Below are 15,334 nucleotides of genomic sequence, written 5' to 3'. Positions count from 1 at the left end.
AGGAGAATTGCCCAGCGTCTACCGCAGCTCCGCGCCGCCCCGCACGATGGCCTCTTCCGCAGTCAGCGCCGCCGGCAGACGCTCGTGGAGGAATTCCACCCAGGTCTTGATCTTCGCATCCAGGTACTGCCGCGAGGCGTACAGCGCATAGACGTTAAGGCGCTGCAGGCGGTAGTGCGGCAGCACGCGGAGCATGCTGCCGTCGCGCAGCCCGTCGACCGCCGAATACACCGGCAGCACGCCGATGCCCATGCCGCAGCGGATCGCCTCGGTCATGCCGTCGCCGACGTTGACCTGAAACGGCGAGTTGCCGAGGCTGAGCATCTCCTGACCGTAAGGGCCGTCGAACAGCCACTTGTCCAGCGCCATCACCGGACTGAGCAGGCGCAGGCAGTCGTGCTGGTTGAGGTCCTGCAGGTGCTTGGGCGTGCCGCGTTCGGCCAGGTAGGACGGCGAGGCGCACAGCACGCTGTAGGTCTGGCCGATCTGCCGCGACACCAGGCCGGAATCGGGCAGCTCGTTGGCCACCACCACCGCGACATCGAAACCCTCGTCGAGCAGGTCGGGCATGCGGTTGGCCATGGTCAGCTCGACCGACACCTCGGGGTATTGCTTGCGGTACTCGGCGATGGCGCGGATCACGTAGTGCTGACCGATGCCGGTCATCGAATGCACGCGCAAGCGCCCCGCCGGCCGCGCGTGGGCATCGCCGGCCTCGGCTTCGGCGTCATCGATATAGGCAATGATCTGCTCGCAGCGCTGCAGGTAGCGCTCGCCGACTTCGGTCAGCGCCAGACGTCGCGTGGTGCGGTTCAGCAGACGCGCGCGCAGCCGCGCTTCGAGCGCGGCGATACCGCGCGACACCTGCGCCACCGTGGTGTCCAACTGCTTGGCCGCGGCCGTGAAACTGCCGGTTTCCGCTACGCTGACAAAAGCGCGCATGGCTTGCAGAGTGTCCATGATTGGCCTCTCCAGGGAACATAAGCGGCGATTCTGGCACAGCAATCCCCGGGTATTTTTACAAATTCGACAATAAAGATTCGCAAAACGCCCTGCTTATGCCGACCCGTTCGAGTTCTTACAATCTGCCGGTAGCCGCCACTATTCTCGCGGCACCCCCACTCCTCTCCAGAGACCTCCGCGTGTCGCGAAAACTGAAGAACGGACTGATCTGCCTCGGGTCCTTTGCCATTTTTTCAATAATCGCCGGCTGTGTCAGCACGGGTGGGATTGCCCCGCACCAAGGCCACCTGGACCCCGCAACGCTGGCCACCGACAGCGCTATCCAGGCCGCCAACCGCGACGCCGGCTGGCCGCAGGAGCGCTGGTGGAGCGTATACGGCGACCCGCAGCTGGACGCCTGGATCGCCACCGCGCTGGACAACAGCCCGTCGCTCGCCGAAGCCTCGGCGCGCATCCGCCAGGCGATGGCGCTGGCCGGCGCGGCAGAAGCCGCCGAAGCCCCGCAGGTCAACGCCGAGGTCAAACTGCAGCGCCACAAGTGGCCGACCGACTTCTTCTACGGCCCTGGCGAACTGGCTGACACCACCACCTGGAACAACGAGGCCACGCTCGGCCTCAGCTATGCCCTCGACCTCTGGGGCCGCGATCGCAGCGACAGCGAGCGGGCCCGCAATGTCGCCTACATGGCCGCCGCCGAGGCGCGGGTGGCGCAGTTGGAGCTGGAAAGCAACATCGTGCGCACCTACGTGATGCTGTCGCTGCAGTACGCCGAGCTGGACATCGGCCACTCGATGCTCAAGCAGCAGCAGGAAATGCTCGAACTGGCGCAGCGCCGTCTGCGCGGCGGTATCGGCACCGATTTCGAGGTCAGCCAGGCGCAGGTGCCGATCCCGGAAACCCGGCGCAAGATCGACTCACTGGAAGAGGCCATCGCCCTCAACCGCAACCGCCTGTCTGCCCTCGCCGGCAAAGGCCCAGGCGCCGGGGCAAGCCTTCGCCGGCCACAGCTGAAGCTCGCCGCGGCCGCCGGCCTGCCCTCGCAGGTGCCGGCCGAACTGCTCGGCCGCCGCCCGGACGTGGTCGCCAGCCGCTGGAGGGTCGCCGCACTGGCCAAGGGCGTGGACGTGGCGCGCGCCGGCTTCTATCCGAACGTCGACCTGATGGCCAGCATCGGCTTCAACGCCGTCGGCGGCGGCATGCTCGAGTACCTGACCAAGAGCAAATTCAACTACTCGGTCGGCCCGGCGGTGACCCTGCCGATCTTCGATGGCGGCCGCCTGCGCGGCGAGCTGGGCGAATCCGCGGCGGCCTACGACGCAGCGGTTGCGCAGTACAACCAGACCCTGGTGAACGGCCTCAAGGACATCTCCGACCAACTGATCCGCATGCACTCCGCCGACCAGCAGGCGACCTTCGCCGCGCAATCGGTGCAAGCGGCAAGCACCGCCTACCAGTTGGCCAAGGAAGCATACGAGGGCGGACTGACCGACTACCTCAACGTGCTGCAGGCGCAGACCAGCCTGTTCCAGCAGCAGCTCACCGAACAGAAGGTCGCCGCCACCCGCCTGGCCGTGCATGCCGATCTGCTGGTGGCACTTGGCGGTGGCCTGATCGATCAGGGCGACAACCCCAAACCCGAGGCCCTTGCGCCGGAAACCGTGCGGGTCAAGGCGCCCGTCGATGAGTAAGCCGAGCGCCGGCGCGCCCGCCGCCCTGCCCGGCCTCGACGCCGTGCGCCGGGCGTTCTACGAATGGGCGCGCACCGACGGCACCACCTGGATCTACATCGCCAAGGTGCTGATCGCCGCGTTCCTGACCATGTGGCTAGCCATGCGCCTGGAGCTGCCGCAGCCGAGCACCGCCTGCGTCACCGTGTTCATCGTCATGCAGCCACAAAGCGGCCAGGTGTTCGCCAAGAGCTTCTACCGCCTGCTCGGCACGCTGATCGGGCTCAGCGTGATGATCGTGCTGATCGCCCTGTTCGCCCAGGAACGCGTGCTGTTCCTGCTCACCGCGGCGATCTGGATCGGCCTGTGCACCGCCGGCGCCGCGCGCTACCGCGACTTCCGCGCCTACGCCTGCGTGCTCGCCGGCTACACCGCCACGCTGATCGGCGTACCGGCCACCACCCACCCGGAAACCGCGTTCATGCAGGCGATCTGGCGGGTCATGGAAATCAGCCTGGGCATCGGCTGCGCCACCCTGATCAGCGCCGTGCTACTGCCGCAGACCACCACCGCGGCGCTGCGCAACGCGCTGTACGTGCGCTTCGGGACCTTCGTCGCCTTCATGTTCGACAGCCTCAACCTGAAGCTCGATCGGCGCGCCTTCGTCGCCGGCAACGTGCGCTTCGCCAGCGAGGCGGTCGGCCTGGAAGCGATGCGCACCGCCGGCGCCTTCGAAGACCCGCACACCCGCCTGCGCAGCCGCCGCCTGGCGCGCCTGAACAGCGAGTTCATGACCCTGACCACGCGCTTCCACGCCCTGCACCAGTTGCGCGAGCGCCTGCGCACCCACGGCCAGGAGCTGCTGCTGGCCAAGCTGCGGCCTTGCGTCGAGCCGCTCGAGGCGCTGCTCGTGCCGCTAAGCGAGCGACCGCTGACGGTGCCCGATGCCGAGCGCCTGGCACAGCACCTAGGCGGCCTGCGCGACGACCTGCGCAGCCGCATCCGCAGCGCGCGCCGCGAGCTCGGCGACGTGTCCGCCGACACCCTGCTGGACTTCGACAGCGCCGCCGAGCTGCTCTACCGGCTGGTCGACGACCTCTACAACTACGCGCAGACCCACGCCTCGCTCGGCGCCCACCACCACGAGCGCGAGCAGTGGGAACAGGAGTTCACCACCAAGGCCAACCCGCTCGCCGCCGCGGTGTCCGGCCTGCGCGCAGCCCTGGTGATCTTGCTGTTCGGCGCGTTCTGGATCTACAGCGCCTGGCCCAGCGGCGGCATGTTCGCCCTCAATGCGGTGGCGATCATGGCGCTGGTGTCGTCCTCGCCGAACCCGCCGCGCACCGCCATGCAGATGGCCCAGGGCACCGCGCTGGCGGCGATCTTCGGCATCTTCATCGGCCTGTTCGTGCTGCCGCGGATCGACGGCTTCGTGCTGCTCTGCCTGGTCATGGCGCCGGTCTTCGCCCTCGGCGCCTTCCTCAGCACCCGGCCGCGCTGGGCCGGGGTCGGCCCCGGCCTGCTGATCTTCTTCTGCGTCGGCTCGCTGCCGGCCAACCACACAGTGTTCGACCCGGCCGGGCTGTTCAACACCTACATCGCCATGCTGCTGTCGATGATCATCTCCGCCGCGGTAATCGCCGTGGTCCTGCCGCCCAACGCGCCGTGGATGTGGCGGCGCCTGGAGCGCGACCTGCGCCTGCGCATTCGCTACGCGGTCAGCGGGCCGATGCACAACCTGGTCACCGGCTTCGAGAGCGGCACCCGCGACCTGGTGGTGCAGGCCTACGGCCTGGCGGCGTCCAACCCCGAGGTGCAGCGCAACCTGCTGCGCTGGATGTTCCTGGTCCTCGAAGTCGGCCACGCGGTGATCGAACTGCGCCGCGACCAGGCCGATCTGCCCCACACGCCGGCGTACGCCGCCGACACCCCGTGGCGCCAGGCCAACCGCGCGCTCGGCCGCGCCCTGGTGCGCCTGTTCACCCAGCCGACGGCGGACAACCGGCTGCGCGCGGTGTGCGCCGTGCAACAGTCGATCGCCGCGGCGCAGGCGGCGGCCGAACCCTATGAGCTGCATTTCGAGCGCGCGCCGATCCGCCGGGTGCTGAGCTACCTGCACTTCATCCGCTCGTCGCTGCTCGATCCGCAATCGCCGCTGCCGCCGCTGCCGGCCGCGCCGGCGCCACTGCCCTCGCCACCCGAACCGGAACCCCGCCATGCCGCGTGAAATCGCCCTGCACGGGGTCTACCTGCCCACCGTGACCCTGCTGTTCCTGATCTGCCTGGTGCTGGTCTGGGGCCTCGACAGGCTGCTCGCCTGGGTCGGCCTGTACCGTTTCGTCTGGCACCCGTCGCTGTTCCGCGTGTGCCTGTTCGCCTGCCTGTACGGCGGCGCCGCCCTCTACGTCTATCGCTAAGAGTCCGATCATGACCCTCAAATCCGTCTTCAGCCTGTTGGCAACCCTGATCATCCTGGTGGCGGCCGTGCTGATCGGCCGCAACCTGTGGACCCACTACATGGACTCGCCGTGGACCCGCGACGGGCGGGTGCGCGCCGAGGTGATCAACGTCGCCGCCGACGTCTCCGGGCTGGTGGTGGCTGCGCCGGTGAAGGACAACCAGGCGGTGAAGAAAGGTGACCTGCTGCTGCAGATTGACCCCGAGCACTACCAGATCGCGGTCAAGCAGGCCGAGGCGGTGGTCGCCTCGCGCAAGGCCACCCTGGCGATGCGCCACGCCAACGCCAAGCGCCGCGCGGCCATGGACAACCGCGTGGTGTCGCGCGAAAGCCTGGACGACGCCAGCAACAACGCCGCGGTCGCCGAAGCCGACCTGCAGCAGGCCGAAGCCGCGCTGGAGTCGGCGCGCCTGAACCTGGCGCGCACCCGCGTGGTGGCGCCGGTCGATGGCTACGTGACCAACCTCAACGTGCACGCCGGCGACTACGCGCGAGCTGGCGAGGCCAAGCTGGCGGTGGTCGACCGCAACTCCTTCTGGGTCTACGGCTACTTCGAGGAAACCAAGCTGCCGCACCTGCGCGAAGGCGACCCGGTGGACATCCAGCTGATGAGCGGCCAGCACCTCAAGGGCCACGTCGAGAGCATCGCCCGCGCCATCTACGACCGCGACAACCCGCAGAGCCGCGAGCTGACCGCCGACGTCAACCCGACCTTCAACTGGGTACGCCTGGCGCAGCGCATCCCGGTGCGCATCCAGATCGACGAGGTGCCGGACGACGTGCGCCTGTCCGCCGGTATGACCGGCACGGTGATCGTCACCGCGCAGCGCGACGCCGCCAGCAACAACGCAGCGCCCCGTTGACCCAGGTCAAGCCACTCCAGCCCGCATAGGCCTAAAGTGGCTTCATCACAGGCCGTCTCCCTCTCCACACGGACCTGATGTTTCGGCCCTTCCCTGCAGCGTTCGCGCTGGCAATCGGGGAAGGGCCTTTTTCTTGCCGAGGTTCTCCATGCGCAGCCCTCTGTATGCCGTCGTCCGCGGCAGCCTAGTCATTCAGATTCTCCTCGGCCTGTGCGCCGGCATTGCCCTCGCCGTGTTCTGGCCCAACGCCGCGCTGAGTATCGGCCTGCTCGGCACGGTGTTCGTCACCGCGCTGAAGTCGGTCGCGCCGATCCTAGTGTTCGTGCTGGTCACCGCCGCCATTGCCAACCATCGCCAGGGCCAGCAAACCCACATCAAACCGATCCTGCTGCTCTATGCCATCGGCACCCTGGCCGCCGCCTGGGTCGCGGTGATCGGCAGTTTCCTGTTTCCCTCGCACCTGACGCTGGCCCAACCCACCGCCGAGCTGACGGCACCCGGCGGCATCGCCGAAGTGCTGAAGGCCTTGCTGCTGAGCGTGGTCGACAACCCGGTACGGGCGCTGATCGAGGCCAACTTCATCGGCATCCTGGCCTGGGCGATCGGCCTCGGCATCGCCTTCCGCCATGCCGGTGAGAGCACTCGCACGCTGCTCAACGACCTGGCCAGCGGCGTCTCGCTGATCGTCAAACTGGTGATCCGCTGCGCGCCGCTGGGCATCTTCGGCCTGGTCGCCGCCACCCTGGCCGAATCCGGACTCGGCGCTCTGCTCGGCTACCTGCACCTGCTCGCCGTGCTGCTCGGCTGCATGCTCTTCGTTGCCCTGGTGGTGAACCCGCTGATCGTGTTCTGGAGGCTTCGCCGCAACCCCTATCCGCTGGTGTTCACCTGCCTGCGCGAAAGCGGCATCACCGCGTTCTTCACCCGCAGCTCGGCGGCCAACATCCCGGTCAACCTGCAGCTCGCCGAGCGCCTCGGTCTGCACGAGGACACCTACTCGGTGTCGATTCCGCTCGGCGCGACGATCAACATGGCCGGCGCGGCGATCACCATCACCGTGCTGACCCTCGCCGCGGCGCACACCTTGGGCATTCAGATCGACCTGCTCAGCGCCCTGCTGCTCAGCGTGGTCGCCTCGATCAGCGCCGCCGGGGTGTCCGGCGTGGCCGGTGGTTCGCTGCTGCTGGTGCCGCTGGCCTGTGGGCTGTTCGGCATCTCCAGCGACATCGCCATGCAGGTGGTGGCAGTCGGCTTCATCATCGGCATCCTGCAGGATTCGGCGGAAACCGCGCTGAACTCCTCCACCGACGTGCTGTTCACCGCAGCCGGCTGCCTCAGCGGCGAGCTGGCCGAAGCGCCGCAGGAGCAATCGCGCGCCAGTATTTGAGACCTTGGTGCCAGCGCATACACTGTGCGAAATGGACCGCAGGTCGCGCCCAGTGACCTGCCTTGCGCTAGGAGTCTCGATGAACACCACCCGTTGGTTGCTGGCTGCGCTGTTGGCCGGCCCGACCTCGGCGGCCTGGGCCGCCACGATCGTCAAGTGCATCGACCGCAACGGCAACGTCACCTACACGCAGACCAGCTGCCCGCCCGAGCAGGCGCTGGACAAGGTGATGCAGATCCAGAACGACCGGCCGAGCGGCAGCGGGCCATCGGTGCCGCTGGCCACCCCGGCACCACCCAAACCGGAACTGCAGGAAGCGCCGCGCCAGCAGGTGCAGCCACCGCAGCAGGCGCCCGAGCCCTACGAAGAGGAAGAGGACGACTACGACGACGGCAGTTCGCGCAGCACCTACGACTCCTACGACCCCAACTACATCCCGCGCCCCCGGCCGCGTCCGCCCTATCCGGACCACCGACCGTACCCACCTTATCCGCCGTACCCGCCCTACCCACCGGTCTATCCGCCGGTGCAGCCGCCCATCGAGCCACCGGTGCAGCCGCAACCGCAGCCCAAGGGCGTCGGTGCGCCGCGCAACGCCACCAAGCACACCGGCCCGCAGCTCGACCGCTAGACCGCTAGACCGCACGTTGCGCAGGCACGGCGCACGCCGTGCCTGCGGCACTTCATTACAAATTGATCGTTCCGGCCCGGCGCAACTCGGGCTAGCCTAGGCACCCGTTCCCGCCAATGGATTGCGCCATGTCCGCCGACACTCCCCTCCCCTTCGAGCAGCAGCCCCTCAGTGCCACCGAGGTGCGCATCCTCGGCAGCCTGATCGAGAAGCAGGCGACCACCCCGGAAAGCTACCCGCTGACCCTCAACGCCCTGCTGCTCGCCTGCAACCAGAAGACCAGCCGCGAACCGGTGATGAACCTCGCCTCCGGCGCCGTCGGCCAGGCCCTGCGCGCCCTCGAGGAACGCCAGCTGGTGCGCCTGCAGATGGCCAGCCGCGCCGACCGCTGGGAACAGCGGGTCGACAAGAAACTCGAGCTGGCCCCGCCGCAACTGGCGCTGCTCGGCCTGTTGCTGCTGCGCGGCCCGCAGACCCTCGGCGAGCTGCTGACCCGCAGCAACCGGCTGTATGCCTTCGAGGATGTCGAGCAGGTCCAGCACCAGCTGGAACGCCTGATCAGCCGCGGCCTGGCGCTGCTGGTGCCACGCCAGAGCGGGCAGCGCGAGGATCGCTACCTGCACCTGCTGGGCAGCGCCGGTGATCGCGAGGAACTGATCGCCAGCCAGCGCAGCGATGCGCCGGCGGCGAGCGGCGGCAATGCGCAGTACGACGAGCGCCTGCAGGCCCTGGAAGCGCGGGTGGCGGAGCTGGAGGAAAAGCTGGCGCTGCTGGTCGGGAACTGAGAACGCCCGCAGCTGCCGACGCCAGCCTGCCTTGTAGGAGCAAATTCATTCGCGATCCCGACAGCGCGGAGTCGCCGGCATTCGCGGATTAATCCGCTCCTACAGCTCATCGCCGCCACCCGTCTCGGGCCGGCCTCAGGCCATCTACGTAATCGTCTTGCGGAAGCGTCGCAGCGCAGCGAGGAAGAACAGCGTGCCGATCGCCAGGATCGCCAGCAGCTGCGGCCAGACGATGGCGAGGTCGGCGCCACGGTAGAGGATCGCCTGCGCCAGACCGACGAAGTGGGTGGTCGGCGCCAGCCCACAAGTTGCCCCCTCACCCGAGCGCGCGAGGGGGCAAGAGGCGACCCGCGCTTAGCTGCGCGCCGGCAGCGGCACGCAGAGCATGTCGCGGCCGACTTCGCCGAGCAGGCTTTCCGCCACGCTGCCGAGCATCATCTTGCGGAACCCGGTGCGCCCGTGGGTGCCGATCACCACCAGGTCGGGATCGACGGCGACGATCGAGCGCTTGAGCTCGACCACGGCAAAACCTTCCTCGAGGTGGGTGCGCTCCGGCGGCACGCTCAGCTGCTGCTCGCGGAGGAAGCGCTGGAACTCCTCGCCGGCCTGCTCGCGGGCCTCGCGGCTGGCATGTGCGACCACCGCCGCCTCGGTCGGCGACATGAGCATCTGGCCCTTGGCGAAGGCTTCGAAGACATAAGTAGCGTGCAGTTCGCCGTCGCCCACCAGGCCCAGGGTGCGGGCGGTCTGCAAGGCATGCACGGAGCTGGCGGACAGGTCGCAGGCGAACAGCACGCGGCGGTACTGGTCCTCGCCGGCGCTGGCGACCCGCAGCACCGGCAGGCGGCTGCGGCGGATGATCCGCTCGGCGGTGGTGCCGCGAAAGATGTCGCGCAGCAGGCTGCGCCGCTGCATGCCCAGCACCAGCAGGGCGCAGCCGGTGCCGGCGGCCACCTCGTCGATGGTCTGCTCGACCGCGCCGCACTCGACCATCACCCGCGGCCGGCGTCCGGCGATCAGCGCCAGGCCTTCGACGCGGTCCTCGAGCAGCGCTCGGGCGTCGTGCAGTTGCCGCTCGATCAATGGCTGCGGCGCGTCGTCATCGATCACATGCAGCAGCGTCCACTCGCAGTCGAACTGCTTGGCGAGCAGCGCGGCGCGCTGCACGGCGAGATCGGAACGCGCGGAAAGGTCGGTGGCCACCAATAATCTGTTCATCGCACTGTCTCCATGGGCGTGGACTGATGCAGGCATTGCACCGCAGGCACTGCCGGCGGCCGTTGACCCAGATCAAGCCTGGACCCGCTCGGCGCGCTTACCGTGCAGTTCGCGGTGCCGAATCTGCCGTACCGCCGCGCCCCTTCCCGCAACCCGGAGGTGCACTATGCACGCCATCGTTTATCAGGGCCCCGGCGGCCCACGCCTGGAAGAACGCCCGCAACCGCAGCTGCAGCAGGCCACCGACGCCATCGTGCGGCTGCTCAAGACCACCATCTGCGGCACCGACCTGCACATCCTCAAGGGCGACGTGCCGACCTGCGAGCCGGGCCGCGTGCTCGGCCATGAAGGCGTCGGCATCGTCGAGAGCGTCGGCTCCGGCGTCTCGCGCTTCAAGCCGGGCGACCGCGTACTGATTTCCTGCATCACCGCCTGCGGGCGCTGCGATTACTGCAAGAAAGGCATGTACTCGCACTGCGCCGACGGCGGCTGGATTCTCGGCCACCGCATCGACGGCACTCAGGCCGAGTACGTGCGCATCCCGCATGCCGATGGCAGCCTGCATGCACTGCCGCCGGGGATTCCCGACGAGGCCATGGTGATGCTCAGCGACATCCTGCCGACCGGCTACGAATGCGGCGTGCTCAACGGCCAGGTCAGCCCCGGCGACGTGGTGGCGATCATCGGCGCCGGCCCGGTCGGCCTGGCCGCGCTGCTCACCGCGCAGTTCTACGCGCCGGCGGAAATCGTGGTGATCGACCTCGATGACCATCGCCTCGCCGTGGCCCGCCAGTTCGGCGCCACGCGGGTGCTCAACAGCGGCCGCGACAATGTCGCCGGAGAACTGCACAGCCTTACTGGCGGGCGCGGAGTCGACGTGGCCATCGAGGCGGTCGGGGTGCCGGCGACCTTCAGCCTGTGCGAACAGATCATCGGCGCCGGCGGGCATATCGCCGTGCTCGGCGTGCACGGGGTCAAGGTCGACCTGCACCTGGAGACGCTGTGGAGCCACAACATCACCCTGCGCACCGGCCTGGTGGACACCTTCACCACCCCGCAGCTGCTGAAGATGGTGCAGGCCGGCAAGCTCGACCCGCAGCAGATGATCACCCACCGCTTCGCCTTCGCCGAAGCGCTGCAGGCGTACGAAGTGTTCGGCCAGGCGGCCGACAGTCAGGCGCTGAAGGTGATTCTGGAGATGTGAGGCTTCAGGGCGCGCCACAAAGAGGCGGCCCGCGAAACTGTGGGAGCGAATTCATTCGCGATGACCGGCAACGCCCATCGCGGATAAATCCGCTCCTACATGGGCGAGTGACTCACCCACCGGGCGACCGTGGGGAACGGTCGCCGCGACGGGACGCAATCAGTGCTTGCGCAGGATCACGCTGCCGATCGAGTAACCGGCACCGAACGAGCTGAGCACGCCGAGGCTGCCGCTCGGCAGGTCGTCCTGGTGCTTGTGGAAGGCGATCACCGAGCCGGCCGAACTGGTGTTGGCGTAGGTGTCGAGGATCACCGGCGCCTCGTGCGGTTCGGCGTCGCGGCCGAGCAGCTTGCGGGCGATCAGCAGGTTCATGTTGAGGTTGGCCTGGTGCAGCCAGAAGCGCTTCACGTCGCTGACGTTCAACTGGTTCTCGGCCAGGTGCTCGCCGATCAGTTCGGCGACCATCGGGCAGACATCCTTGAACACCTTGCGGCCTTCCTGGACGAACAGCTTGTCGCGCTGGCCGATGCCCTCTTCCGCGGCGCGGTTGAGGAAGCCAAAGTTGTTGCGGATGTTGTTGGAGAACTGGGTCAGCAGCTTGGTGCCAACCACGTCCCACTGGTACTGCGAGGTCGCCTGGTCGGCGCGCTCGATGATCACCGCGGTGGCGGCGTCGCCGAAGATGAAGTGGCTGTCGCGGTCGCGGAAGTTCAGGTGACCGGTGCAGATTTCCGGGTTGACCATCAGCACGGCGCGCGCCTGGCCGGTTTGCACCGCGGCAGTGGCAGCCTGGATGCCGAAGGTCGCCGAGGAGCAGGCGACGTTCATGTCGTAGCCGAAGCCATTGATGCCCAGTGCGGCCTGCACTTCGATGGCCACCGCCGGGTAGGCGCGCTGCAGGTTGGAGCAGGCGACGATCACCCCGTCGATATCGGCGACGGTCTTGCCGGCGCGCTCGAGCGCCTGTTTCGCGGCGCCGACGGCCATCTCGCAGAGGATGCCCCACTCGTCGTTGGAGCGCTCGGCGATGCGCGGGACCATGCGCTGCGGGTCGAGGATGCCTTCCTTGTCGATGACGAAGCGGCTCTTGATGCCCGAAGCCTTCTCGATGAAGGGCGCGCTGGATTCGGTCAGCGCCTCGACCTCGCCGCGCTCGATGGCGGCGGCGTTGTCGGTATTGAATTGGCGGACGTAGGCATTAAAGGACTCGACCAGCTCTTCATTGGAAATGCTGTTTGCCGGGGTATACAGGCCGGTACCACTGATGACGACGTTATGCACGGTCGTTCCTCTCGAGAGGTTATTGATCGAATGGCGGCTATTGTGCCCCAAAACCGGCCAATTTCCCCATATCGAGAACGAACGTTCGTCCGACTAAATCGCCCTGCACGGCGCCGCCCGCTGGCCGCGCCGGCGTGCCAGCGGCCGCGCTCCGTCAGTACACGGAGAACTGGCGGAAATACTGGCGTTCGATGCGGTTGTAGGTGCCATTGCTGAGTATCACCGCCAGCGCCTGATTGAGCCGGGCTTTCAGCGCCTCGTCGCCCTTGCGCACCGCGATGCCCTGGCCGACGCCCATGTACTTCGGCGCCACCACCGCCCCGCCGACCCGGCCGAAGCCTTCGCCGCGCGGCGTGTCGAGGAAACTCATGTAGCCGGACACCGCGTCGTCGAGCACCAGGTTGACCTTGCCCTGGTACAGCGCATCGTAGGCTTCCTGCGCACTGTCAAAGCGCTCGATGGCGGCATATTTGGCGAACTTGTCTATGAGATAGCTGTCGTACACCGTACCGCGCTGCACCCCGATGCGCTTCCCGGAGACCCGCCGCGGGGTGATGAACACCTCGTTGATCTCGTCGTTCTTACCGAAGAAGTAGGTCGGCGTCTGGCTGTACTTGTCAGTGAAGTCGACCAGTTGCTGACGCTCGGCGGTGATCGACATCGACGCCAGGACCAGGTCGGACTTCTTCGCGTTGAGGGTCGGAATCAGGTCGTCGAACGGGAAGCGCACCAGCTCGCAATCGGTCTTCATCTGCGCGCACAGCGCGTTGGCGATGTCGACGTTGAAGCCCTTCAGCTTGCCGTCCTCGCCCACCTCCTCGAACGGTGGGAACGCCCCTTCCATCGCGACCTTGAGGGTCTCTGCCCGCAGCGGACCTGCCACCAATACACCCAGGGCCAAAAAGCCGATCCACCAACTGCGCATAGCTACTCCTCGATAAGTCATGGTCGCCATTGCCCGTGAGGGCCAGCGGCGAGCGGGCAAGCTTTGTCGCAGCGGCGGCAATTGTCCAGTCACGCCCGTCGCCGCCGGCAACGCCCGCGCTAGAGCGATGCAAAGGCAAGGCCAAGGTCGCTGAACGAGGGCGTCAGGCCGGCGCGGCGTAGGCCAGGCTGTGGGCGAGGATGATGCGGTTGCGGCCCTGGTGCTTGGCCTCGTACAGCGCGCGGTCGGCCTCCTGCAGCCACGCGGTGGCATCGGCGAGCTGTGCCGAATAACCGGCGATGCCGATGCTCAGGCTGACGCGCAGCTCCGGCGCCTGCTTGAAGCGCAGCGCCGCGACCTGATCGCGCAGGCGCTCGAGGATGTCACGGGCCAGGTCGGGGGAGGTGTTCGGCAGGCAGATGCAGAACTCGTCGCCACCATAGCGGCCGGCCAGGTCCTCGCTGCGCAGACAGGCGCGGATCTGTTCGCCGACGGTGAACAGCACGCTGTCGCCGGCGATGTGCCCGTGGCGGTCGTTGGTGGCCTTGAAGTGGTCGACGTCGATCAGCGCCAGGCTGGCGGTCTGCTGCAGGTAGCGACACTGCTCGAACTCCAGCTGCAGGCATTCCTTCCAGTAGCCGCGGTTGAACAGGCGGGTCAGGCTGTCGGTGCGACTGACCTCGCGCAGCGCCTTCTTGTGCTTGCCGAGCTGGATCGCCAGTTGGTAGAGCACCAGGCCGATGGTCATCGGGTGCACCACCAGCATCGGGATGCTCGCGTAGACCTGCTGCGGAGTGGTTTCCGGGGCGAAGCGCCAGCCCAGCAGCAAGGCCGCCACCGCCATGCCCAGCAGTTGCAGGAGAAATCCGCGCACCACGAAGCGCGCGCCGCCGGCCGCCGTGTTGTTCATCGCCAGCATCGACAGGAACATCACCGTGGGCAGCACGTTGTAGCCGATACAGGCGATCCAGAAACCGCCGAGCAGCGAGTCGAACAGCACATGGCGCTGCTCGGCGACGTAGGGCTGCCTGGCGGCAAAGGCCAAGCGGTAGGCGACGAACGGCCAGGCGTAGCAGTACAGCGCCAGCAGCAGCCACAGCCACAGTGGTTGGGCCTGGCCGAGCAGCACGCCGGCCACCGCGAAGGAGCCGACGCCCAGGCCGATCGCGCGCGGCAGGAAGGCCCGCCGCACGAACGACAACCCCGGTTTAGCCGCACCCCGCGCTCGGCGTTCACTCATGACCAGCCCCACCCCCGCCCTAGTCTGCGGGGACTATAGCCCAGCGCCATCATCGCCACCGCCGACATGCAGCCCACCAATCAGCCGCGCCGCCGCTGACCGACGCGCGGTCGCGCGCACTTCGGTATATCCTGCGCGCCTTTGCCGCCAGAGGATTACCAGGATGAAAGACGCACTCATCGAACTGATCGAGAAGATCAGCTCCGGCTGCCTGGGCGCCGAGGAAATCCAGCAGATCGCCGACGAAGCCGCGCAGGCCTACGCCGATCCCGCGGCGTTCCTCCAGGCCAACCCGGACATCAACTACGACGACAGCTTCCCCATCCCGCTCGGCGAATGGGTGGTGGTCGGCAGCCTGCCGGACATCGTGCTGTTCCAGGCCGACAGCCACGAGCAGCTGTTCGAGCAGATTCGCGCCTCGTTCGGCAGCGCGGTGAGCTTCGTGCTCAAGGCCAAGGACCTGCGCAAGGCCGAGCCGCTGGCCGCGCTGAAGCGCATTCAGGTGCAACTGAGCAGCCTCTACCCGGAAAAAGGCGGCTACGTGCTGGTCGACTTCAGCGAGCCGCTGGATGACGAACTGCAGGCCGTGCTGGTGTACAGCTGCGACCTGGAGCGAGTCCTGGCGCTGTGCGTGGAAATCGGCATCTACGCCGCGCCGGCCTACGAATCCCTGCTCGCCGCACAGGACGAGTAGCCTTTCCCCGCGCTGGAG

Annotated in this window: 14 protein-coding genes; 9 read left to right on the top strand and 5 right to left on the bottom strand. The window is 67.6% G+C overall.

Features of this window, described 5'->3' with window-relative positions; genetic code table 11:
* Positions 1–18 precede the first annotated feature (18 nt).
* The gene (locus JQX08_RS07835; protein ID WP_204915733.1) at positions 19–960 is read right to left on the bottom strand and encodes a LysR family transcriptional regulator; all 942 of its coding nucleotides are present in this window, start codon (positions 958–960) and stop codon (positions 19–21) included.
* Positions 961–1,142: 182 nt separating this feature from the next.
* On the opposite strand from JQX08_RS07835, the gene JQX08_RS07830 reads away from it, so the two are divergent.
* The 7 genes from JQX08_RS07830 to JQX08_RS07800 all read left to right on the top strand — a co-directional run bounded on the left by JQX08_RS07830 (position 1,143) and on the right by JQX08_RS07800 (position 8,754).
* Positions 1,143–2,651 (top strand): efflux transporter outer membrane subunit, encoded by a 1,509-nt coding sequence (locus JQX08_RS07830; protein ID WP_346727583.1) that lies wholly within the window; start codon positions 1,143–1,145, stop codon positions 2,649–2,651.
* The gene (locus JQX08_RS07825; RefSeq protein ID WP_204915731.1) at positions 2,644–4,857 is read left to right on the top strand and encodes an FUSC family protein; all 2,214 of its coding nucleotides are present in this window, start codon (positions 2,644–2,646) and stop codon (positions 4,855–4,857) included. Before JQX08_RS07830 ends, JQX08_RS07825 begins: the two co-directional genes overlap by 8 nt.
* Positions 4,847–5,047 (top strand): DUF1656 domain-containing protein, encoded by a 201-nt coding sequence (locus JQX08_RS07820; protein WP_204915730.1) that lies wholly within the window; start codon positions 4,847–4,849, stop codon positions 5,045–5,047. Before JQX08_RS07825 ends, JQX08_RS07820 begins: the two co-directional genes overlap by 11 nt.
* Positions 5,048–5,057: 10 nt before the next feature.
* Complete coding sequence (locus JQX08_RS07815) at positions 5,058–5,951, top strand: efflux RND transporter periplasmic adaptor subunit (protein WP_204915729.1); 894 nt, start codon at positions 5,058–5,060, stop codon at positions 5,949–5,951.
* A 148-nt stretch (positions 5,952–6,099) separates the two neighbouring features.
* The gene (gene sstT, locus JQX08_RS07810; RefSeq protein WP_204915728.1) at positions 6,100–7,338 is read left to right on the top strand and encodes a serine/threonine transporter SstT; all 1,239 of its coding nucleotides are present in this window, start codon (positions 6,100–6,102) and stop codon (positions 7,336–7,338) included.
* Between the two features lie 79 nt (positions 7,339–7,417).
* On the top strand, positions 7,418–7,969 hold the full coding sequence (locus JQX08_RS07805; RefSeq protein ID WP_204915727.1) for a DUF4124 domain-containing protein: 552 nt from the start codon (positions 7,418–7,420) through the stop codon (positions 7,967–7,969).
* Positions 7,970–8,097: 128 nt separating this feature from the next.
* Positions 8,098–8,754, top strand: a complete 657-nt coding sequence (locus JQX08_RS07800) for a YceH family protein (RefSeq protein WP_204915726.1) — start codon at positions 8,098–8,100, stop codon at positions 8,752–8,754.
* 354 nt (positions 8,755–9,108) lie between these two features.
* Here JQX08_RS07800 and JQX08_RS07795 read toward each other — a convergent pair whose 3' ends face one another.
* The gene (locus JQX08_RS07795) at positions 9,109–9,972 is read right to left on the bottom strand and encodes a universal stress protein (RefSeq protein ID WP_204915725.1); all 864 of its coding nucleotides are present in this window, start codon (positions 9,970–9,972) and stop codon (positions 9,109–9,111) included.
* Positions 9,973–10,138: 166 nt separating this feature from the next.
* Between JQX08_RS07795 and JQX08_RS07790 the strand changes: the two genes are divergently transcribed.
* Positions 10,139–11,176, top strand: coding sequence for a zinc-dependent alcohol dehydrogenase family protein (locus JQX08_RS07790; protein WP_204915724.1), 1,038 nt, complete (start codon positions 10,139–10,141; stop codon positions 11,174–11,176).
* Between the two features lie 159 nt (positions 11,177–11,335).
* Here JQX08_RS07790 and JQX08_RS07785 read toward each other — a convergent pair whose 3' ends face one another.
* The 3 genes from JQX08_RS07785 to JQX08_RS07775 form a co-directional block, all read right to left on the bottom strand.
* Positions 11,336–12,457 (bottom strand): beta-ketoacyl-ACP synthase III, encoded by a 1,122-nt coding sequence (locus JQX08_RS07785; protein ID WP_204915723.1) that lies wholly within the window; start codon positions 12,455–12,457, stop codon positions 11,336–11,338.
* Positions 12,458–12,611: 154 nt separating this feature from the next.
* Positions 12,612–13,382 (bottom strand): transporter substrate-binding domain-containing protein, encoded by a 771-nt coding sequence (locus tag JQX08_RS07780; RefSeq protein ID WP_204915722.1) that lies wholly within the window; start codon positions 13,380–13,382, stop codon positions 12,612–12,614.
* A 163-nt stretch (positions 13,383–13,545) separates the two neighbouring features.
* Positions 13,546–14,622, bottom strand: a complete 1,077-nt coding sequence (locus JQX08_RS07775; RefSeq protein ID WP_204915721.1) for a diguanylate cyclase — start codon at positions 14,620–14,622, stop codon at positions 13,546–13,548.
* 163 nt (positions 14,623–14,785) lie between these two features.
* Here JQX08_RS07775 and JQX08_RS07770 point away from each other — a divergent pair, with 163 nt between their 5' ends.
* Positions 14,786–15,316, top strand: a complete 531-nt coding sequence (locus tag JQX08_RS07770; RefSeq protein ID WP_204915720.1) for a hypothetical protein — start codon at positions 14,786–14,788, stop codon at positions 15,314–15,316.
* Positions 15,317–15,334 lie beyond the last annotated feature (18 nt).

This window comes from Zestomonas insulae, from assembly GCF_016901015.1.
Taxonomy (GTDB): Bacteria; Pseudomonadota; Gammaproteobacteria; order Pseudomonadales; family Pseudomonadaceae; genus Aquipseudomonas; species Aquipseudomonas insulae.
Note: the sequence above shows the minus strand (reverse complement) of the source record. Positions and strands in the feature narration are given on the sequence as shown.